Consider the following 22,745-nt stretch of genomic DNA (forward strand, 5'->3'; position numbering starts at 1 on the left):
TGATGTCCTAGGTTAATTTACAGTTGCTGGTGATGTCTAATGCAGCATCACGCACCGAGGTATTAACGCCATAAAGGCCTAATAAACTGTGAAACAAATTGTCATGTGAGTAGCTTGCTGTTTGGGCATGCTCAGCAATACATTCTCGGTCGACACCTTTGGCTTGGGTGTATTCTTGCGGCAACCACAAAAACCAAGGCACATGTGTTTGCTGGCTAGGCGCAATACTGTATGGCGTGCCGTGTAAATAGATGCCACTTTCACCTAACGATTCACCGTGATCAGACAAGTAAACCAATGCCACATTATAGTTGTCTTGGTATTGCTCAAGCACCTTAATGGTTTTAGCTAACACAAAGTCGGTATAGGCAATGGTATTGTCGTATACGTTGATGATTTCTTGGTCACTGCAATTTTCAATATCACTGCGGCTACACTCAGGGGTAAATGAAGCTTTGTCTGCGGGGTATCGTTGCCAGTAAGTTGGCCCATGGCTGCCAATGGTATGTAACGCAATGAATTGGTTAGTTAACCCAGTACCCGACACAGCACCAGCCTGAACATCTTGTTGTAATTTTTGCGTGAGCTTTTCAACTAAAATTTCGTCATAACAACTTAAACCATCACACAATGGGTTGTTTTCGTTAGGTGATATGTCAATTGTGTTAATCCGTGCACCCACCGCTTTATCGCCACCGTCATTGTCAAACCAGGTCACTTCAACGCCTGCCGCTTTAATGACATCAAGCACATTATTTTGCGCCTCTGCGGCTTCGCGGTTGTAGCTATTGTGAGTCAAGTTAGAAAACATACACGGTAGAGAGTGCGCCGTTGCCGTGCCGCACGACGACACATTTTGCAATGCAATAATGCCTAAGTCTTGGGTGTATGGGTTGGTATTACGCTGATAACCGTTATAAGCCATATTTTGAGCGCGGGCGGTTTCACCCACCACTAATACCATTAACGTTGGCTTTTGATTTGTCACAGGCAACAATTGCGCATCATCACCTATAGGGTTAAACGTCAGCTTGTCGGTAAAATAACGTTGTTTAACAAACTTAGCGGTATTGTAGATATGGGCAGGCACAATCATCTTATTGAGATACTTATTGTTACGCCCCACCGATGCGTAATCTTTATAGAAAAACAGCACCATCGCGCCAATAATGGCCAAACCTAATAACACCAAACCAACACGATGAAAAACCGCTTTTGAAAATGAAGGCTGGCCAGTCACCTTGGTGCTCAATAACCAAATCGATGGCAACACGCCAAACAACAGGACATAACCGATAGAATGAGCGTTAATATAAGAATAAGCTTCGCCAGAGTTGGTCTCGAAAATATTTTCAATCATGCTGTAATCAAACATCACGTTGTACTTGAGCATCGCATACATTGCCGCTGACGATGTTAGTAACAGCACAACCATAATGGGCTTAAACACAAATCGAAATGCAAACATACTGAAGATCACCATAAAGCAACCACTCAGTAAAATAGCGGGTGAGAGTGAAAACACGACATGACCGTCTGTCGACAGTTGATATATTTTTCGAATAATAGGGAAGTTTAATACCAAACCAAAATACACAGCAATAATGAGCGTCATCGCCTCATAACTGATGCTTTTTGGGGTAATACGTGAAAGTGTTTGGGTTAAAAATTTCACAATAACCACTCGCGTTAAACTCGACTGGCGTTGATATTCACCCAAAAAACTTAAGATCCACTGAATAAAAACTGAATTATTACTGACGGTGTTAATTCAGGTTGATTCAGTTTTCTGAGGCCGTAAAAAAGCCCCGGCATGATAATGCAAGGGCTGATTATTACGTTGGTATTAACTGGCTTACATCTACTTCTTCAGTTTGGCAAAGGCATCTGCAAAGGCATTACCCATTGCGGCATTTTGAACTGGTTTAGCCGGTTTATGAGGCTGTTTTTGTTGCCCAGCTTGCTTAGGTTTACCACTAAATGAGGTTTTTTGCGGGGCAGATTTAGCTTGGCCCATTTTGGCAGCTGCTGGTTTTTCATCAAGGCGCATACTTAGGGCAATACGACGACGCTCAACGTCAACCTCCATCACCTTAACTTTAACCACATCACCGGCTTTCACCACAGTATGAGGGTCGCTCACAAACTTGTCGGTTAACGATGAAATATGCACTAAGCCATCTTGATGCACACCAATATCCACAAAGGCGCCAAAATTAGTCACGTTAGTCACAACGCCTTCTAATATCATGTCAAGCTTAAGATCATTTAAGTCTTCAACACCCTCTTTAAAACTGGCGGTTTTAAACTCGCCACGTGGGTCACGCCCCGGTTTGTCGAGTTCAGCTAAAATGTCGTTAATGGTCGGCACACCAAAATTGTCCGTTACAAAATCAGCGGCATTAATGCTACGCAATAGATCCGTGTTACCAATAAGCTGGGCTACTGGTTGTTGCTTAGCCGATGCAATCGCCTCCACTAAACTATAAGCCTCTGGGTGAACCGATGAGGCGTCAAGCGGGTTGTCGCCATTGCGAATGCGCAAAAATCCTGCGGCTTGCTCAAAGGCTTTGGGGCCAACGCGCGGTACGCTCAATACTTGCTTACGGTTAGTAAACTGACCATTGGCATCACGGTAATCAACAATGTTTTTTGCGAGGGTTTTATTTAATCCGGCAACTTGAGTGAGCAACGGCACTGACGCCATGTTTAAATCGACACCCACACCATTTACACAATCTTCAACAACGGCTTCAAGCGACTGCGACAACATGCTTTGACTCACATCATGTTGATATTGGCCAACGCCAATGGCTTTAGGCTCAATTTTCACTAGCTCTGCTAATGGGTCTTGCAGGCGGCGGGCAATCGATACCGCACCGCGAATAGACACATCTAAATCTGGAAACTCATTAGCGGCAAATTCAGATGCTGAATACACAGATGCCCCTGCCTCGCTTACCATCACTTTGGTTAAGTTGGGTTGCGAGTCTTTTACTGCCGCAATCAGCTCACCGGCTAATTTATCGGTTTCACGCGAGCCAGTTCCATTACCAATGGCAATAATCTCTACCTTGTGCATAGTGACAAGGTTACTTAGCGTACGAATTGATTTGTCCCACAAATTTTGCGGTGCGTGTGGGAATATGGTTGTGTGTGCCACCAGTTTGCCAGTGTTATCAACAATAGCCACTTTAACCCCGGTACGGATCCCAGGGTCAAGGCCCATAGTCGCTTTTGCGCCCGCAGGAGCAGCCATTAATAAGTCGCCTAGGTTACGGGCAAACACTTTAATGGCCTCTTCTTCGGCACTTTCACGCATTTTGGCAATAAACTCGGTTTCCATTTGCAAGGCCACTTTAATGCGCCAAGTTGAGGTTACGACTGTTTTTAGCCAGCTATCAACGCTAGAGTCAGTCAACACTAAGTTGAAATGATCGCTAATGATCACTTCGCAATAGCTGCCTTGTGTGGCCTCGGTATCGGGGTCGGCATTCATCGATAAGCTCAGCACACCTTCGTTACGTCCACGCAGAATTGCTAAAGCACGGTGCGAAGGGATTTTGCTCAGCAGTTCATTGTGTTCAAAATAATCACGGAACTTAGCGCCTTCTTTTTCTTTGCCTTTAACTACTCGGCTTTCAAGTACCGCTTGTTGGCTAAGATGTTGGCGCACTTTACGTAATAGTTCAGCATCTTCTGCAAAACGCTCCATTAAAATATAACGCGCGCCATCTAACACAGCTTTGGCATCGGCAAAGCCCGCTTCAGGATTTAAAAACGCTTCTGCTTTGCTATCAATGTCTAATGTGCGATCGGCTAATACGGCATCCACCAGCGGTTCGATACCCGCTTCGATAGCTATTTGCCCTTTAGTGCGGCGCTTAGGTTTATAAGGCAGATATAAATCTTCAAGGCGGGTTTTACTGTCAGCGTCGTTAATGGCTTGAGCCAATGCGGGAGTCAGCTTCCCCTGGGCTTCAATGCTCGACAACACCACCTGGCGACGGTCATGTAATTCTCGTAAATAGCCAAGGCGAGAAAATAAGTTACGCAATTGGGTATCATCTAAGCCACCGGTGGCTTCTTTACGGTAGCGCGCCACAAACGGTACGGTTGCACCATCATCTAACAGTGCTATGGTCGCAGTGACCTGTTGTTCACGGACATTAAGTTCTTGAGCGATAATCTGGGCAATATTATGCATAATCAGTAGAATTCGGCATGGTTTAAAATAAAATTACGCCAAAGATACCATAAAGACTATTAATTGGCTGCTAGTACGACAGGCTTTATGATCTTCGGCAAAAAACAAGCAATGCACCGCCTATGCGCTGGTGATATGCTTCCTAGCTTTAATCAACAATGTAATGCGAAAGAGTAGCAAAAGTGAAAACCAAGTTAATTACCCTAGAAGGCTACAACAAGCTCAGACTTGAACATGATTACCTCTGGAAAGAAAAACGCCCTGAAGTGACCAAAATTGTGGCCTGGGCTGCCAGCCTTGGCGATCGTTCAGAAAACGCTGACTACACTTTCAATAAACGTTTATTAAGACAAATCGACCGTCGTGTTCGTTATTTACGCAAACTGCTGCCAGAACTAAAAATTGTTTATTACGCCCCAGAGCAAGAAGGCAAAGTGTTTTTTGGTGCCACAGTAGAAATTGAAAACGACAACGGCGACATTAAAACCTTTAAAATTGTCGGCCCAGAAGAAATCTACGACGAACGCAAAGATTACATCTCTATCGACTCGCCCATGGCACGCGCGCTGCTCAAAAAAGAAGTCGACGACGAAGCGGTGGTCAGCACACCTCAAGGCGATAAGACCTGGTACATTAATAAAATTACCTATACCAAAGACTAAAAGTCATTTAATGTTGCCTAATCGATAGCTGCTAATAATCAGCGAGTTAACACACTCAAACGCTGTCATTCATACAAACTAGGTGAATAGCGTTTACCGTCTCTTTTATCGCTGAACGCTCCAGTAGGTGCACCATTGAACAATACTAAAGGCAGTCTCTACATGGTTGTGGCCATGGCCGCTTTTGCCATTGAAGACATGCTGATTAAATCCGCAGCCGAAACCGCCTCTTTAGGCTACATTCTGGCGCTATTTGGCCTCGGTGGCATGCTGATTTTTATGCTGCTGGCATGGCGTAAAGGTCAAAAGATACTGCATCCGGCCATACTCACTGCACCGATTTTAATCCGCGCATTGTGTGAAGTCATTGGCCGCTTTAGCTTTGCCCTGGCCATTACGCTCACACCACTCTCTAGTGCATCAGCAATATTACAAGCAACACCCTTGATTGCCATGATAGGCGCAGCATTATTATTTGGTGAACACGTAGGGGTTAAACGATGGCTTGCGGTACTGGTGGGATTTATTGGGGTATTAATGATAATCCGCCCCGGGCTTGCTGGGTTTGAAGCTAACTCACTACTTGCGGTCATCGCCACATTAGGCTTTGCCGGCCGCGATTTAGCCACTCGCGCAGCGCCGCCAGTGTTATCGAACATGCAACTTGGGGTATATGGTTTTTTTGTATTAATCCCTGCAGGGATCGCCATTGCGCTATATCAAAATGAGCCATCACAGCTTAACTTCCTCACATCACTGCAAATCATCGGCGCAATTATTTTTGGCGTCGCGGCTTATCATGCCCTTACCATTGCCATGCGCGCAGGCGACGTGTCAGTCATCGCACCCTTTCGTTACACCCGTTTATTATTTGCCTTGGCGTTGGGCATATTGATATTCGGTGAATCACCCGACGTCATGACGCTACTTGGCAGCCTACTCGTTGTGATTAGCGGCGTTTACACGCTCAGCCAAACACGTAAAAGAGTCAGTGCTACAGTGGTAAATAACCTGAGATCGGGATAATAAACGCCTTTCAAACAGTCCTTTGCCCTGTTAACTGCGTTGAATCGACTTGCAATAGGCTAGCTATTGACGCGTCAATTCGCCTTGTTAGCAGAACAAATGACAAGCTTGAAAGTGAGAAAGGGTAACATGTTGATTTTAAATAGCATAAGTTCACCCCTTATCCCGAACTCAGGTTAAATAGCAAAGCTTAGTCAGCAATAGCATCAAGATATAGCCTGCAGGCATTAAGGTTGTGGTGCTTCATCTGCGCCAGAGACTGACTCGTTTTTTGACAAAGCTTGTGAGCTAATTTATCGCCGTCCCGAACGAGTTTTATGAAGACAGGTTTAATGAAGTCGAATTTAGTGAAATGAAACGAAATTGAATGGAGTCAAAGTCACCTTTGTCCATGCTCTGGCGTCTTCGAAGCACGACGATGTAGCGCTCGTAGGCCTTAAATCACCGCAACCATGCCGTAAACTAAAAGCCACTCCAACATACACTGCCGAAGTGGCTTTTAAGCTATCAGCTCTTAGCTCTTAGCTGTCAGCGAGTCATTATGACTAACGCAATAGTAATAACGGGATTTTGCTTTTGCTGATCATTCTGGTGGTATTGCTACCCACAAAAAACTCGCGAATACGCGAATGGCCATACGCGCCCATGACCATTAAGTCGATGCTATGCTCAATTTGGTAGGCTTCTAATGCCGCTTGCACTTCGCCCTGACACACTGCGGTGCTCACGGTAAAGTCTGCACCGTTTAAGGTATCGGCGGCTGCGGCAAGTTCAGCACTGGCTTGAGTTTGATTGTCTGACACCATCACTAAGTGACACGCTAAACCTTTAAGCAAAGGGCTGGCGGCCACTCGCGCTAGGGCCTTTTTCGCCGTAGCACTGCCATCATAAGCAAAGATAAAGCGCTTAGGTGCAGTAAACTCAGGCATAACCACTAAAATGGGTTGCTTAAGCGTGCGAATAACACTCTCAATATGGCTGCCAATAGGGTGGTCCTGGTGCTGCTCACCTTGACGCCCCATGACCACTAAGCGTGCATTGGGCTCTTGCTCTAACAGGGTTTCAATTAAATCGCCATGGCGCTGTAAGGTGTCTACCGTAACACTCGCTTGTTGCTCTGCAATACTGTTTTTAGCATCGTCGAGCATGTATTTGCCTTGCTCGAGTGCCAGTTTGCTTCTGCGCCCTTCAAGTTCAACCATTTCGTCGAGTAGGTGTTCACGCGTGCCTAAACCAATGCTGCCAGATAAATTCAATTGTGTTGGATACACAGATTTATCTAACACATGTAACAAGGTCACTGGCGCAGCCATTTGAGTGGCCGCCCATACGCTGGCATCACATACCGCTAAGGTGGCTTTTGAACCGTCGATACAAGCAATCACATTTGTCATTATTGTTCTCCTTTGGTGGTGCTCAGGTTAGTGACCCGACATCATTTTTTCGACTTCTTCAGGTTTATCGTGCACACCAAATTTATCAACGATGGTCGCACTGGCTTCGTTTAAGCCAATTAACTCAACCTCGGTGCCGTCTCGGCGGAATTTAATCACCACTTTATCGAGTGCCGATACTGCGGTGATATCCCAAAAATGCGCCAGTGATAAGTCGATGGTGACTTTATCTACCACTTCTTTAAAATCAAATGATTGGCTAAACTTGTCTGCCGAGGCAAAAAACACCTGGCCCACAATTTGATAATGGCGACCGGTTTCAGGGGTAATGGCTGAACTTTTCACCACCATGAATCGACCCACTTTATTGGCAAAAAATAATGACGCCAATAACACCCCTACAAATACCCCAATCGCCAGGTTATGGGTAGCAACAACCACCACAACCGTGGCCACCATCACAAGGTTTGTCGACATGGGGTGATGCTTTAGGTTACGGATTGAATCCCATGAGAAGGTCCCAATAGACACCATGATCATCACCGCCACTAAGGCCGCCATAGGAATAAGCTTTAACCAGTCACCTAAAAAGACGATTAAAATCAGCAAAAACACACCAGCAGAAAAGGTAGATAATCTGCCTCGGCCACCCGATTTAACGTTAATAATCGACTGACCAATCATGGCACAACCAGCCATACCGCCCATTAAACCAGCACCAATGTTGGCAATACCTTGGCCTTTACACTCACGGTTTTTGTCACTTTGGGTATCGGTTAAGTCATCAACAATAGTGGCTGTCATCATTGATTCCAACAAACCAACTACCGCAAGGCCTGCTGAATAAGGGAAAATGATCATCAGGGTTTCAAGGGTTAATGGCACTTCTGGCCACAAGAAGATAGGTAAGGTGTCAGGCAGTTGGCCCATATCGCCTACTGTGCGCACATCAATACCCATAAATACCGCAAAAATGGTTAAACCAACAATACACACTAACGGTGACGGTAATGATTTACCAATAACCGGAATAAGCGGGAATAAGTAAATAATCCCAAGGCCTGTTGCGGTCATGGCGTATACATGCCAAGTCACATCAATCAGCTCAGGCACTTGCGCCATAAAGATTAAAATGGCTAAGGCGTTCACAAAGCCAGTCACCACCGAGCGTGACACAAAGCGCATTAAGTTACCCAGCTTTAAATAACCTGCCACAATTTGGAATACACCGGTTAATAAGGTGGCGGCCAGTAAGTATTCAAGGCCATGCTCTTTAACTAAGGTGACCATTAGCAGTGCCATTGCACCCGTTGCCGCAGAGATCATTCCAGGGCGGCCGCCGGTAAATGCAATCACCACCGCAATACAGAACGAAGCATATAACCCTACTTTAGGGTCGACACCGGCAATAATCGAAAAGGCAATGGCCTCTGGAATTAACGCCAGCGCCACCACAAGACCGGCTAGAAGATCGCCGCGGATGTTAGAGAACCATTCTTTTTTCATGGTTTGTATCATGTTATTCACTCTGTTTAAAATTCAGTCATTTATTTCAATAGTACGTGCTTTCCCGAAACTGACATATCGCCTACAGCTTCTAAGATGTTGATCCGTCACGCAACGAGATGCTATTAAATATGGGGTAAAGCAAAACAGCCACTACAGATGGATTGTCGCAATCCAAAAAAGGAGGGTTTAACTAATGCGGCTAAGTTCCTGCAAGATTTTGCTTTAAAAAACGCCAGTGCGCTTCAAAGCAGCGACAAAGAATATAGTTCAGTTGGTTGAAAGTCAAAATCTGTCACTAAAATAGTCCACATTTTCCATCACGCTGACTCTCTGTTTGTATGCCTCTCTAACAGGCACAGAATATCATGCTGAAACAAATCATTTATGACACTCGTTCACCTTTTACTGACCGCTTAATGTGCTAACGATCACGATTTTACCTTTATTGAGACAACAAACAGTAAAAATACAGTTAATTTTGTTATCAATTTGTTTGTTTTTGGTTGTTTTTAAGGTTTATTTAATCTTTGCGCAGTTTTACTGGCCTTAACCACTTTCAATTAATAGCCGCTTCTTGGTATTCTCCTGCCGTATAATCACTCGCAGTTTTTTAATGCGACAATCACAACTTTTACGCTCAGGCGGAAACGTTTTTTGAATCCAACTCTTTGCCAAAATCTTGTTAAGCCACTAAGGCGCATTGCAAGATTATCCAAACTGAGTAAAGCACATTTAACTTTGTGTTTCGGATTACTATTGCTGCAACCTTTGGCCGATGCCTTATCGATTTCAGTGGGTCACTTTATCGATATCAGCGAGTTTATCGCCATCGCCGACGGCCTTTTAGCAGAATGTTTAGGCGCAAGTTTACTCAGCTTAATTGTGCTAAACCCTATGGTGCTTGAACAATTTTGGCGTTTGTTTCACCTCAATTCTAAATTTGGCAATCTGCTTGAATTAAGCGATGCGCTAAGCGCTCTATCTCCTATTATTCCTAAGTCGTTAGACTACACGGCACACGGCTGCCGCGCCCCACCTCGTTACTTTTCGTTTTAGCTCAAACTCAACAACTCGTTATCACAAAAGCTTTGGTATTAAAGCAAATAGCTGCCGCGTTTGGTCAGTGACTTGTGTTTCGTGTTGCTCTTAATCTGCACAACCCTAGGGTTGGCAGCGAAGTAAGCTTTTAAGGCGAGAGGAATCTTCCTTTGTTCATTCGAAAATTAAGTAAAGCCGCACTGGCAGCAATTGCATTACTGCTAGCTGGTTGCGAAGGTGGTGTGCTCGACCCTAAAGGTCAAGTTGGCATGGATGAAAAACACCTCATCATAGTGTCGACATTGTTAATGTTGATTGTGGTTATTCCGGTTATTTTTATGACGCTGTACTTTGCGTGGAAATACCGCGACGGCCGCGATCACGAAATTTATGCGCCTAAATGGGCCCACTCTAAAACCATTGAAATTGTAGTGTGGTTAGTGCCAGTGATTATTGTCATCATTTTAGGCGTGATCACCTGGGACTCAACCCACAAGCTTGACCCCTACAAACCCCTTGAACACCAGGCAAAACCCATTACGGTGCAGGTGGTATCTCTTGACTGGAAATGGTTATTTATCTATCCAGAACAAGGTATTGCATCGGTTAATGAATTGGCTTTCCCGGCCAATGTACCGGTTAACTTTAAAATTACCTCAGACACGGCAATGAACTCATTTTTCATTCCGCAGCTAGGCAGCCAAATTTACTCAATGGCAGGTATGGCGACTAAGTTGCACCTTATTGCCAACGAACCGGGCACCTTTGAGGGGATTTCAGCTAATTACAGCGGTGCTGGTTTTGCGGGCATGAAGTTTAATGCCATCGCCACGCCCACAGCAGACGACTTTGACGCCTGGGTTGCTAAGGTTAAGCAGCAAGGTTCGCCTTTAAACGTTGAACAATACAAGCAATTAGCGAAAAAGAGCGAAAACAACCCTGTGCAATATTACGGCTCAGTGCAACAAGGCATGTTCAATTACATTGTGATGCAATACATGCACCCAGACTCGAATATGAAATCGATGGGCAGCATGAGCGGTATGGAAGATATGGAAGGTATGCACGACATGGGCAACATGGAAGATATGAAAGGCATGGACCACGCTCAACATATGCAGCACATGCAACATATGAAAGACATGGACGCAGACCAAACACACTCATCTACTGAGCAATCATCCATTGCCTCTGGGGAGGCGGAGTAATTATGTCATTTCTTGGAAAATTAACCCTCGAGTCTATTCCGTATCACGAACCCATTATTATGGTCACCCTTGCGGTTGTTGGCGTGATTGGATTGATTATTGCAGCGCTCATTACTAAACATCAAAAGTGGGGCATTTTGTGGCACGACTGGATCACCTCTGTCGATCATAAAAAGCTCGGCATTATGTATATTTTACTTGCGTTAATTATGCTTATTCGCGGCTTTTCAGACGCGATTATGATGCGAACCCAACAAGCACTTGCCACCAATGGTGCTGCAGGATATTTGCCACCAGAACATTACGACCAAATCTTCACTGCCCACGGCGTGATCATGATTATCTTTATGGCCATGCCATTTATGATCGGTCTAATGAACTTGGTATTACCCTTGCAAATTGGCGCCCGCGATGTGGCGTTTCCGTTTTTAAACAACTTAAGCTTTTGGCTAACGGCATCAGGTGCGGTGTTAATTAACATATCACTTGGGCTCGGTGAATTTGCCAAAACCGGTTGGGTGGCTTATCCGCCATTATCGGAGCTGGCTTACAGCCCAGGGGTGGGGGTCGATTATTATATCTGGGCCTTGCAAATATCGGGCATAGGGACAACCTTAACTGGGGTGAACTTTATTGCCACAGTATTAAAAATGCGCGCGCCAGGCATGAAGCTGATGCAAATGCCCATTTTTACCTGGACCTGTACCTGGGCCAATATCTTAATCGTTGCCTCGTTCCCCATTTTAACCGCGGTGTTAGGCTTATTAACCCTAGATCGTTACCTCGATTTCCACTTCTTTACTAATGATGGTGGCGGCAACGCCATGATGTACATCAACCTGTTTTGGGCTTGGGGACATCCTGAAGTGTATATTCTGATTTTACCGGCATTTGGTATTTTCTCAGAAGTGATCTCAACCTTTACCTCAAAACGCTTATTTGGCTACAGCTCAATGGTGTGGGCAAGTGGCGCGATTTCTATTCTTGGTTTTATTGTATGGTTACACCACTTTTTCACCATGGGCTCAAGCGCCAACGTTAACGCCTTCTTTGGGGTAATGACCATGGTGATTGCGGTGCCGACTGGGGTAAAACTGTTTAACTGGTTATTTACCATTTACCGTGGCCGTTTACGCATTACCGTACCAGTATTGTGGACCCTAGGCTTTATGGTCACCTTTACTATTGGCGGCATGACCGGCGTATTACTGGCGGTACCTGGGGCGGATTACGTATTACACAACAGCCTATTTTTAATTGCTCATTTTCATAACACCATTTTAGGTGGTGCGGTATTTGGGTACATGGCAGGCTTTGCATTTTGGTTCCCTAAAGCCATGGGCTTCCACTTAAATGAGCGCTTAGGTAAAGCGTCATTCTGGTGCTGGCAAATTGGTTTCTATGTGGCGTTTATGCCACTGTATGTACTTGGCTTTATGGGTATGACACGTCGTATTAACCACACAGACAACCCAGCTTGGAACTTCTGGATTTACTTTGCGGCTGTGGGCGCCTTTATTATTTTGGCCGGCATCATTTTACAGTTTGTGCAATTGTATGTGAGCTTCCGCGACCGTCAGCAAAATCTAGACACCACTGGCGACCCGTGGAATGGCCATACTTTAGAGTGGTCTACCTCGTCACCACCGCAGTTTTATAACTTCGCAACATTACCCCATGTGTCTGACATTGATGCCTTTACCGACATGAAAGAAAAAGGCCAGGCGTATCAACGTGCGCAAAAGTATCAGCCAATCCACATGCCTAAAAACACCGCCAGCGGTATTTTTATGGCGGCGTGTATAACGGCGGTTGGCTTTGCGGCAATTTGGCATATTTGGTGGTTAGCTATTGTCGGTTTTATCAGTGCATTTGTGCTGTTTTTGGTGCGCGCTTACGACAGCGATGTTGACTATTACGTGCAGCCCAAAGACGTTGCATTAATTGAAAATGCACACCTAGATAATGTCACTGCAAACCTCACTAACCTAGCAAGGGGCTGATAATGAGTATTGCTATTCAAGCAGATTTACACATGGCTCATTCTCATGAGCATGAGCACCACGACACTAGCGGCAACACCTTATTCGGTTTTTGGATTTACCTAATGACCGACTGTATTTTGTTTGCCTCGGTCTTTGCCACTTACGCCGTATTGTTTATGAACACCGACGGTGGCGTGTCTGGTAAAGATATTTTTGAGCTCGACTTTGTACTTATTGAAACCGCCGCGCTATTGGTCAGTAGTATTACCTATGGCGTAGCAATGATTTGCGCTAAACACCAAAAGAAAGCGGCAACCTTAGGCTGGCTGTTAATCACCTTTGCGTTAGGTTGTGTGTTTATTGGCATGGAAGTGTACGAATTCCACCACTTAATTGAACACGGTAATGGCCCTGATCGCAGCGCCTTTTTATCGGCCTTTTTTGCCCTAGTCGGCATGCATGGTTTGCATGTCACCGCTGGCTTAATTTGGATGCTGATTATGATGGTTGAGGTATTAACAACCGGTTTAACCAATCGCAGCGTGACTCGTTTGAGCTGCTTAAGTTTGTTTTGGCACTTCTTAGACATCGTTTGGGTGTGTGTGTTTACCGTTGTTTATTTGTTAGGAGCCTTGTAATGAGCCATGCACATTCAAGCCATGATGTTGGCGATTTTGCGGCCAGTATCAAATCGTATGTTGTCGGTTTTGTGTTGTCGGTTGTATTAACCGCAATCCCGTTTTGGTCGGTGATGACACACCAGTTTGACCATGCCACAACGATATGGGTCGTGGTGATAACCGCCATAGTGCAAATCGTGGTGCACCTTAAATACTTCCTCCATTTAGATTTTTCTAAAGAAGGTAAGCTCAATACATTCTCGTTCTTATTCACCGCCTTGATTATTGTCATGGTTGTGGGGTTGTCTGTGTGGATTATCTACGCAGCTAACGAATTGATGATGTAACCCAAAGCGCTAATGAATAATCAAGGTCAATCTATGTCAGCACAATTAACCTCACGCTTACGAGGATATGTTCAGGTCACTAAACCTGGCATCATCATGGGCAATTTAATTTCTGTCGCGGGCGGTTTTTTACTCGCGGCTCAGGGCAATGTTGATGTGACCTTGATGCTAGCCACCATGTTAGGCTTGTCTTTAGTGGTGGCGTCGGGTTGCGCAATCAATAACTGTATTGACCGCGACATCGACGCAAAAATGCAGCGCACCTGTAAACGCGTTACCGTAACAGGTGAACTGTCCATTTCATCGGTATTGATGTTTGGGTTAGGCCTTGGCGCAATTGGATTTGCTATGTTGGCAATATTTACCAACAGCCTAGCAGTCTTGTTTGCTGCCATTGGCTATGGGGTTTATGTCGGCGTGTATAGCCTATACATGAAACGCAACTCGGTTTACGGCACCTTAGTGGGCAGTTTTTCGGGTGCTGTGCCACCGGTTGTGGGGTATTGCGCGGTGACCGGGCAAATGGACATGGGCGCAGGTATCTTGCTGCTGATGTTTAGCCTATGGCAAATGCCTCACTCGTATGCAATTGCCATTTTTCGCTTTGACGACTACGCCGCGGCTAACATCCCGGTGTTACCCGTTGCAGAAGGCATGGCTAAAGCCAAATTGCATATTGTGTTATACATTGCCGTATTTGCCTTAGTGAGCGTATTACTGCCATTAGCCGGATACACAGGCATCGCCTTTACTGCAGTCACTTGCGCCACCAGTTTTTGGTGGTTAGCGATGGCACTTAAAGGTTACCGCCAGGACATCAATTTGCAGTCTTGGGCTCGGCAGGTATTTGGATTTTCTATTATTACCATTACCGCATTAAGCGTAACCATGGCATTAGATTTCCAGGTTGCCGCTCAAGCGCCACTGCTGACATTAGTACCTTAACCTGCCACCTCTATTTGTTTTGATACCAAGCCCGTAAGCCTATGCTGCGGGCTTTTTATTTGATTTATCGGCAATATTGACTAGGGTTAAAGTTCATTTAAATTACCGCATGCGGTTCGGCATATACCCTAGTTCATGCGGATTGATCTTAAACCCATTCTAAAAACATAAAGGGATATTATGTTTACCGCATTAACAACACTGTTGCTTACTGCCCTTATCAATTGTGCTAGCAAACCATTGCGCTTTTGCATATTGTGCGTAGTCATGCACCTAGCACTAACGGCGCCCGTCAACGCAACAGCGCAAACATTAACCTCAAATGTTCAGCACGCATTTTTCGGCAATTGGATTATCGACACCCCAGAGCACATCACCTTACTGCAATTAAACCGCGACTTGAGCTATTTATACATCAAGCTCAACCACCTAACGCCGCATCAAAGCGTGGCCGAATGGGGCCGACTCGCTATTGCGCCTAATGGTGTGCGCTTTATGGCCAGTTATACCAATAATCCACACTTGGGCTTAGTGGCGTATCAAATTACCCACCCCGCACACCAAATGACACTCACAAAAAGCAATACGGCCTTACTGCTCAATGTTGATAGCAATGCTGATAGCGTTACTGATAAACAATATCGTTATAACCGCAACACAACCCACCCCGTCTATGGCGTGTGGCACCAATTGTCGACGCCTGCTTTGACTAGCCTAATACTGCTAAATAACGGTTATTACGCCACGGTGCATATTAACTTGCACCAAGACCCACACGCCGATGGCCACTTTACTCACTTACAATGGGGGCAATTTGAACTGCTGGCTCAACAACTCCATTTAGCCCCGCTTTTTAATAGTCATCCACAACGCAAATCTGCGTTGCCTAGCATTATTCAAAGCGTGGCTTATTTCCCTAATAGCCAGCAATTAGCCCTGTGGTTAAACAAAGATAAGCGAAATCTAGCTAACCATTTACTGCTTTTTAAGCAATAAAGCGGCCTTTACAGCTATTTAGTTACAATTTCTGCTGCAATCAGCTATTCAAATTCAAGTGATTACACTTCATACTGAGCCATTGCTGGTATCAATTTAGTGTTAAAGGATATTTCATGGGCCAAGAAACCTCTAAAATCCTCGTTGTCGATGACGACATGAGATTACGTTCATTATTAGAACGTTACCTAATTGAGCAAGGCTTCCAAGTGCGAAGTGCAGCCAATGCAGAGCAAATGGACCGCTTACTTGAGCGTGAAAATTTTCACCTGTTAGTACTCGACTTAATGCTACCCGGTGAAGATGGCCTATCGATATGTCGCCGTTTACGCCAGCAAGAAAACCCCATTCCTATTGTGATGCTCACCGCCAAAGGCGACGAAGTAGACCGCATTATTGGCCTTGAACTGGGTGCCGACGACTACCTGCCTAAACCGTTTAATCCGCGTGAGTTATTAGCACGCATTAAAGCGGTAATGCGTCGTCAAACCATAGAAGTGCCAGGCGCGCCTGCACAGCAAGAAGAAATGATTGAGTTTGGTGAGTTTTCACTGAATTTAGCCACGCGAGAGATGTTTCATGGTGACGAAAGTATTGCCCTCACTAGCGGCGAATTTGCCGTATTAAAAGTGTTGGTTAACCACCCACGCGAGCCATTATCGCGCGACAAGTTAATGAATCTTGCTCGCGGCCGCGACTACTCTGCCCTTGAGCGCTCTATCGATGTACAAGTGTCTCGCCTACGCCGTTTAATTGAAAAAGATGCCGCCAACCCACGTTATATTCAAACGGTTTGGGGTTTAGGTTATGTGTTTGTACCCGACGGCACCACACGTAAGTAATTGATGGAACTTAAGTTAAAATGGTGGCAGCGCTTCTTACCTCGAAGCGCATTTAGCCAAACGGTATTACTGATTGGCAGCTTATTGCTGATTAACCAATTAGTGTCGTATTGGTCGGTTGCCGTTTACTTTATCAAACCCAGCTACGAGCAAATTAACCAACTGATTGCCCGCCAAATCAACATATTATTTGTTGATGGCGTAGATGTGGGCCGCGAACATCTCACCATGGTGGATGCCTTAAATGCCAAAGTGCGTGACGATGGCATGACAGTTTACAACCTTAAACAAGCTCAAGAAGCCGGGCTCGGTCAGGCCACTTATTACAGTTTTTTGTCTGAACAAATGTCGATGTATTTGGGCGGTGAAGCTGAAGTACGCTTTTCTCAGGGCGACAAACTTGATGTGTGGATAAAACCGCCACAAGCACCGAGCTTATGGATTAAAGTACCACTGACCAGCATTAACGAGTCTGACTTATCGCCATTAACCTTGTATTTACTGGTCATCGGTGCGCTCAGTGTCGCCGGCGGCTGGTTATTTGCCCGCAGACAAAACAGGCCATTAAAACGCTTACAAAAAGCGGCCGTTGCAGTATCGCAAGGCGACTTTCCACCCACATTACCCTTGAGTGGCTCCACTGAGATTGTTGAAGTAACCCATGCGTTTAACCAAATGGCGCATAGCATGAAACAGCTTGAGCAAGACCGCGCCTTATTAATGGCTGGTATCTCTCACGACCTACGCACGCCATTGACTCGCATTCGCTTAGCATCTGAAATGATGGTCGAAGAAGACCAATATTTAAAAGAAGGCATAGTCACCGACATTGAAGACATGGATGCCATTATTAACCAATTTATTGCCTATATTCGTAACGATCGTGAGGGTGTGCGCGAGCCAGATCAAATTAACCGCTTAATCCAAGAAATTAGCCAACAAGAGTCGCACCGGGATGGAACCATCGAGTTGTCGCTCGGCAATTGCCCCGACATTGCCATGAACAGCGTGGCGATTAAACGTGTACTGAGCAACCTGGTCGAAAACGCGTTTCGGTACGGTAACGGCTGGATAAAAATAAGCTCTTATCATCAAAGCAATGCAGTGTGCTTTACGGTTGAGGATAACGGCCCAGGTATTGACGAAACTAAGGTTGAGCAATTATTTCAACCTTTTACTCAAGGTGATTCGGCGCGCGGCAGTGTCGGCTCTGGCTTAGGGCTGGCGATTATTAAGCGAATTATTGACCGCCACCATGGCAAAGTGAAACTGTCGAACCGCCCCCAAGGCGGCTTAAAAGCGCAAGTGTGGTTGCCATTAATGGACACGAAGATCACCGACAATTAATGTTAACCAGATGCTGCTGATGGGGTATATGACTAAGAGATGACATCTGATGGATTATCAACCATCAAATTGCACTATTTAACACTTAGCTACCACACTTTTGCCTTTTATTGCTTTTGCCACCACCAACAAAAACCTCAACCAACATACTGATAAATAAGACAAATAAACCGAAACTCATTATTAAGCAATAAGTCTTACCCCACACGATAAACTGTAACATTGGTGCCATAAAATACTCACAATGGAAATTGTTTGAGTTTTTATTGATGAAAATATCAACGTTATCGCTAGGAGCATCGGGGTTATTACTTCTCCTCGCAGCGTCGCTTGCTGCCACCGTACTGTGGAGCAATCAGCAGCGGCAAGTGAGTGAACAACTCAACCAAAGTTTGCAACGTATTCAGCATACATTTCAATATGATGTACGCCGTAATATCGACAAATATTTGCAAACAGGCCAAAGCAATTATCTCGAGCAAGCCCGCACAGACATCAATAATATTACCGACAGTATCAGCACACTACAGCAAGCTCATCCACAACTCGACAGTGCCTCGCTAACCCAATTAATGGTGCAGCTCACACAAGATTTAGACACAAAATATCGCGCTGCGGGTAAGTTAGCTGGTAATCCGCGTCAATTATTGGCGTTTGCAGAGTCAGAGATGCTCAGTTACAGCCGCAGTTTAAGCCGTTACGCACAATCGGCGCCGCAAGATAATAGCGTGGCACAACAATATCTTGCCCTCAGCACAGAATTACCCAGCATGGTGTATCAGTTATCGCAGCTCACTCAAGCCCTATTAATTGATAAAGATACGCGAGTTAGCAATAGCGTCACGTTTACCATTGGCGCGTTAAACACCTGGCACGACCAATTACAACAACTGCCTTTACTGGGGATTTATCGCACTGAAGAAGTCGACGAATTTGCCCTAGGTGACGATGAGCCAGAGCAAATCGAAATTGGCGAAACACCTCGAGCAGAACTGCTGAGCTTAAGCCAGCGCTACAGCAAAGAAGTCAGCAACACTGAGGCCATGCTTAACGAAAATCAGGCGGTACAAACAGCGCTGATTAATGCCACCAGCCAAGTAGAGCAACAACTGGTAGCCCTAGCCGAGATACAAAACCAAACAGACCAGCAATTAAAGCTCAACTTGCAGTGGTTATTGTATGGCATGGTCGGCGTGCTAGCGTTATTTGCCGTTTGTTACCTTATTTTGCAACAGCGTCGTGTTGTCACGCCGCTAAGGCGCTTAAATCGAGCCTTTTCAATGCTGAGCGAATCCAATCAACGTGAACCTTTAGCGGTGACCAGCCAATGTGAAACCGGCCAAATTGCCGCGCATTTTAATCGATTACTACAGCGGTTTGAGCAAGAAGACGAGCAGCAAAAACACAATATGGCTGCGGTGTCGCAATCATTAAGTGAGTTAGTGTCACGTATTGGTTCGCTGTCTAACAGCACTCAAAAAACTCAAGACGTGGTACAACAAGCGCAGGGGCAAACCACTGATTTAATTGAATTAGCAAACCAAGTAAACCAGTCGTCTAGTGAATTAACCGACCGTGCCCAACAAACCATGACAGACATGTTAGCCAGCCAGCATGAAGCTCAGGGCGTATTAACAGCAACCGAACATACATTGGCAACAGTAAACCAATGTAATCAATCACTTAATCAACTTAGCACCTCGGTGAATGATGCCGCTAAAATTGTGGATGTCATCGGTAACATTGCCGACCAAACCAATTTACTGGCCTTAAATGCGGCCATTGAAGCGGCCAGAGCGGGCGAGCAAGGTCGCGGCTTTGCGGTTGTGGCTGACGAGGTGCGTAACTTATCCCATCGCACCCAGTTGTCGCTCAAAGATATTATGGCGATATTAACTCAGCTCACCACGTCTAACACAGCACTAAGCACCAGTGTAAATGACATTAGCGCCGCGTCTGAACAACAAAAGGTACGCGCCCAAAGCCTGCTCACGGTGGCCAAACAGGTACAACAACAAGCCAGTGCCATGGCCAACAGCGCCAGCCAAGGCAGCGAACACGCTAAGCAGCAAGTGCATTATCTTGATGAGTTTGTCGCAGCAATGGACAGCTTAATGCAACGCGCAAAAGATGCTTTTGAACAAAGTGAAACCATCGCACTTGAAGTGAGCAACAGCGTTAACAATATTGAACAAAACCTCGGGATCGGCGAAGCCAAAGCGTAGACTCTTTTTTCTATAAAAATGGGCGCCACATTAGGCGCCCATTGTTAATTCAAACGAGTTGAAACCTGGCTTACAGTGCAGCCATTACCGCTTCTGCAGTGCTCACTTCAAATGATTTTGGCGCTTCAACATTCAATAATGTCACTACGCCGTTATCGATAATCATCGCGTAACGTTGTGAACGAATACCGCCAAAACCTGCGGTGTCCATTTCTAGGCCGAGCGCTTTAGTAAAGCTGGCATCGCCGTCGGCTAGCATCATTAATTCAGAGGCATTTTGTGCTTCGCCCCATGCTTTCATAACAAATGCATCGTTTACCGACACGCACGCGATAAGGTCAACACCTTTGGCTTTAAACTCATCGGCCTGTACCACAAAGCCAGGTAAGTGAGCTTCTGAACAGGTTGGCGTAAAGGCACCTGGTACGGCAAATAATACCACTTTTTTACCCGCAAATAATTCTGTTACATCGTGGTTCACCATACCGTCTTTTGTCAGTTGGCTTAATGTAGCTTTTGGTAGAGATTGTCCTTTAGCGATCATAATCATATTTCCTTAGGGTGAATAAATAGGTTATTTGGGCGCCAATACTTTACGGCAGCCTACATACAAAATAGATAATACTGACTCACATAAAATGGCGATCAACAGCCCAAGTAACATGCCGATGGCAATGGCTTCGGGCTTTAATAAAATCACATGCGAATAGTTTTTCCACACTTCAGCTTGAATGTCTGTTTGCGGTGCAAAAATCAACTGCTGATATGGGCTGTAACTGTGTTGACGAAAGCGCGTTAATGCGTCGGTTAGCGCCACATAACGTTGATAAATTGATTCAATACTTTCGCCACCGGCACTGAAAACCGGATCATTATTTTGACGATAATGGCGAATAAGCTTGCTGATATCACCCGCAAAAAAGCGGTCGGCGTCATGCTGAAACTCGGCCAAACTTTGTTTGGCTTCTAGTTGGTGAGCTTCTAAACGCTGACCATATTGATCGACAAAACCAGGAACTTGAATACCAATCAATACGCCACAAACAAACAACACTAAGCGCAGATAATCCATTAAATGTTTAATCATGATGTCATCGGCTAAGATAGAGAGAAATTCACAAACGCCACAATATCACCAATCAGTAAACTACGCATCCTCTGTATCGATAAGTAAACTGATGTTAATTTACGGTCCAGATTATACCATTGCGCATTAATAAGTGACCACTCAGAATGCGTCCAGCGGTTTTTGATTAAGGCGTCGCTATGTCGTCATGGTGGTTCCCTTTCAAATAGCGAGAACGTAAAGCAAAAGCGGCTGGGGCATTCCTTTTAGGCGAGTGTTAAAAAGGCTTACACTGCGTTGCATGACGTCGAAAGAGAATCACTATTCATTCAGTCATTCGCCTTGTTTAAGCCCTTTTAAATTCTCGCAAAGAGAACACTTACTAACGCGCAATGGTATTACAAGGTTAATCTGGGCTGAATAAACTCAATAAAGGCTGAAATACGGCGCGCCACAGTAGATGATTTGTAATACATGGCATTTACTTGCTCGCGGTCGCTGCCAGTGATTTTGTCATGATTAAGCAAGGTAACCAATCGCCCTGCGGCTAAATCGTCGTTAATCATAAAACCAGACAAACACGCAATACCATTACCGCTTAATGCCAATTGGCGCAGCGTTTCACCATTACTGCTACTCATCGTTGGTGTCATTACCTCACTACCTTTTAACGGCCAGCGGTTAAGCACCTTTGGCTCGGTAAACCCTAACAACTCATGGCTGCCTAAGTCGGCCACTTTTTGCGGCGCGCCTCGACGGGCAATATAGGCTGGCGAGGCGACGATATGTAAAGCACTTTTGCCTAATGGTCTAGCGTACAAGGTAGAGTCGTTTAATTTACCGATACGAATGGCGACATCTGTGCGTTTTTCCAATAAGTCGACATACCCTTCATTTGAAGTGAGCTCGAGCATAATGTCTGGATACGCTTGCCTAAAATCATGCATGAGCGGCACCAGTTGATGAAACACAAATGGGCTTGCTGCATCGACACGCAATCGCCCTTGCGGTAACTCACCTCGCTTAACTAACTCGTCTTCTGCCCGTTGTAATTGCAGTAAGCCCGTTCTTACCGACTCCACAAATTGCCTGCCTTCGTCGGTCAGTTCAATACGCCGAGTGGTGCGGTTTAATATGGTGACCCCGAGTTGCTGCTCGATTTTACTGACGGCGCGCGATACGCGAGCCACCTGAATATTTAACGTATCAGCCGCCGCAGAAAAGCCGCCACTGTCGACCACAGTTAATAAAATATCAAGATCATCTGAGCGAGTCAGCATGTACGCCTCGGGTTAATACACGGTCTAATTACCTTTATTTTACACAAA

At 45.3% G+C, this 22,745-nt stretch carries 19 protein-coding genes; 12 read left to right on the forward strand and 7 right to left on the reverse strand.

The features are described 5' to 3' along the window. Positions 1–7 precede the first annotated feature (7 nt). Together L2703_RS00980 and L2703_RS00985 are read right to left on the reverse strand one after the other, a co-directional pair. The gene (locus tag L2703_RS00980) at positions 8–1,675 is read right to left on the reverse strand and encodes a phosphoethanolamine transferase (protein ID WP_248969287.1); all 1,668 of its coding nucleotides are present in this window, start codon (positions 1,673–1,675) and stop codon (positions 8–10) included. Between the two features lie 186 nt (positions 1,676–1,861). After that, positions 1,862–4,207, reverse strand: coding sequence for a Tex family protein (locus L2703_RS00985; RefSeq protein ID WP_248969288.1), 2,346 nt, complete (start codon positions 4,205–4,207; stop codon positions 1,862–1,864). Between the two features lie 182 nt (positions 4,208–4,389). On the opposite strand from L2703_RS00985, the gene greB reads away from it, so the two are divergent. Both greB and L2703_RS00995 read left to right on the forward strand, forming a co-directional pair. Next, positions 4,390–4,869, forward strand: a complete 480-nt coding sequence (greB, locus tag L2703_RS00990; RefSeq protein WP_248969289.1) for a transcription elongation factor GreB — start codon at positions 4,390–4,392, stop codon at positions 4,867–4,869. Positions 4,870–5,004: 135 nt separating this feature from the next. After that, positions 5,005–5,895, forward strand: a complete 891-nt coding sequence (locus tag L2703_RS00995) for a DMT family transporter (RefSeq protein WP_248969290.1) — start codon at positions 5,005–5,007, stop codon at positions 5,893–5,895. A 545-nt stretch (positions 5,896–6,440) separates the two neighbouring features. On the opposite strand, the gene L2703_RS01000 is transcribed toward L2703_RS00995, so the two are convergent. Then, positions 6,441–7,289 (reverse strand): universal stress protein, encoded by an 849-nt coding sequence (locus tag L2703_RS01000; RefSeq protein ID WP_248969291.1) that lies wholly within the window; start codon positions 7,287–7,289, stop codon positions 6,441–6,443. A 27-nt stretch (positions 7,290–7,316) separates the two neighbouring features. After that, positions 7,317–8,807: a SulP family inorganic anion transporter gene (locus tag L2703_RS01005; RefSeq protein ID WP_248969292.1), complete on the reverse strand. Its 1,491-nt coding sequence runs from the start codon at positions 8,805–8,807 to the stop codon at positions 7,317–7,319. A 747-nt stretch (positions 8,808–9,554) separates the two neighbouring features. Between L2703_RS01005 and L2703_RS01010 the strand changes: the two genes are divergently transcribed. From L2703_RS01010 to L2703_RS01055, 10 genes are all read left to right on the forward strand, one after another. Continuing rightward, complete coding sequence (locus L2703_RS01010) at positions 9,555–9,854, forward strand: hypothetical protein (protein ID WP_248969293.1); 300 nt, start codon at positions 9,555–9,557, stop codon at positions 9,852–9,854. 152 nt (positions 9,855–10,006) lie between these two features. Next, a complete protein-coding gene (gene cyoA, locus L2703_RS01015) occupies positions 10,007–11,044 on the forward strand; it encodes a ubiquinol oxidase subunit II (RefSeq protein ID WP_248969294.1) in 1,038 nt (345 codons plus the stop codon). Between the two features lie 2 nt (positions 11,045–11,046). Then, positions 11,047–13,047, forward strand: a complete 2,001-nt coding sequence (cyoB, locus tag L2703_RS01020) for a cytochrome o ubiquinol oxidase subunit I (protein ID WP_248969295.1) — start codon at positions 11,047–11,049, stop codon at positions 13,045–13,047. Positions 13,048–13,049: 2 nt separating this feature from the next. Then, the gene (gene cyoC, locus L2703_RS01025; RefSeq protein WP_238104779.1) at positions 13,050–13,667 is read left to right on the forward strand and encodes a cytochrome o ubiquinol oxidase subunit III; all 618 of its coding nucleotides are present in this window, start codon (positions 13,050–13,052) and stop codon (positions 13,665–13,667) included. Next, positions 13,667–13,996, forward strand: a complete 330-nt coding sequence (gene cyoD / locus L2703_RS01030) for a cytochrome o ubiquinol oxidase subunit IV (RefSeq protein WP_188957676.1) — start codon at positions 13,667–13,669, stop codon at positions 13,994–13,996. Before cyoC ends, cyoD begins: the two co-directional genes overlap by 1 nt. Before the next feature lie 12 nt (positions 13,997–14,008). Continuing rightward, positions 14,009–14,941, forward strand: a complete 933-nt coding sequence (gene cyoE / locus L2703_RS01035; protein WP_248969296.1) for a heme o synthase — start codon at positions 14,009–14,011, stop codon at positions 14,939–14,941. 267 nt (positions 14,942–15,208) lie between these two features. Beyond that, complete coding sequence (locus L2703_RS01040; RefSeq protein ID WP_248969297.1) at positions 15,209–15,937, forward strand: hypothetical protein; 729 nt, start codon at positions 15,209–15,211, stop codon at positions 15,935–15,937. A gap of 116 nt (positions 15,938–16,053) precedes the next feature. Beyond that, positions 16,054–16,779 carry an osmolarity response regulator transcription factor OmpR gene (gene ompR, locus L2703_RS01045; RefSeq protein WP_248969298.1) on the forward strand — a complete coding sequence of 242 codons (726 nt, stop codon included), beginning with the start codon at positions 16,054–16,056 and terminating at the stop codon, positions 16,777–16,779. A gap of 3 nt (positions 16,780–16,782) precedes the next feature. After that, the gene (gene envZ, locus L2703_RS01050; protein ID WP_248969299.1) at positions 16,783–18,126 is read left to right on the forward strand and encodes a two-component system sensor histidine kinase EnvZ; all 1,344 of its coding nucleotides are present in this window, start codon (positions 16,783–16,785) and stop codon (positions 18,124–18,126) included. Positions 18,127–18,395: 269 nt separating this feature from the next. Next, on the forward strand, positions 18,396–20,351 hold the full coding sequence (locus L2703_RS01055; RefSeq protein ID WP_248969300.1) for a methyl-accepting chemotaxis protein: 1,956 nt from the start codon (positions 18,396–18,398) through the stop codon (positions 20,349–20,351). Positions 20,352–20,421: 70 nt separating this feature from the next. On the opposite strand, the gene L2703_RS01060 is transcribed toward L2703_RS01055, so the two are convergent. The 3 genes from L2703_RS01060 to L2703_RS01070 form a co-directional block, all read right to left on the reverse strand. Continuing rightward, complete coding sequence (locus tag L2703_RS01060) at positions 20,422–20,895, reverse strand: peroxiredoxin (RefSeq protein WP_238104798.1); 474 nt, start codon at positions 20,893–20,895, stop codon at positions 20,422–20,424. Between the two features lie 30 nt (positions 20,896–20,925). Continuing rightward, complete coding sequence (locus tag L2703_RS01065; protein WP_238104800.1) at positions 20,926–21,438, reverse strand: DUF2937 family protein; 513 nt, start codon at positions 21,436–21,438, stop codon at positions 20,926–20,928. Positions 21,439–21,815: 377 nt separating this feature from the next. Continuing rightward, complete coding sequence (locus tag L2703_RS01070) at positions 21,816–22,697, reverse strand: LysR family transcriptional regulator (RefSeq protein ID WP_248969301.1); 882 nt, start codon at positions 22,695–22,697, stop codon at positions 21,816–21,818. Positions 22,698–22,745 lie beyond the last annotated feature (48 nt).

The sequence above is a fragment of the Shewanella basaltis genome, assembly GCF_023283885.1.
Lineage (GTDB): Bacteria > Pseudomonadota > Gammaproteobacteria > Enterobacterales > Shewanellaceae > Shewanella > Shewanella basaltis.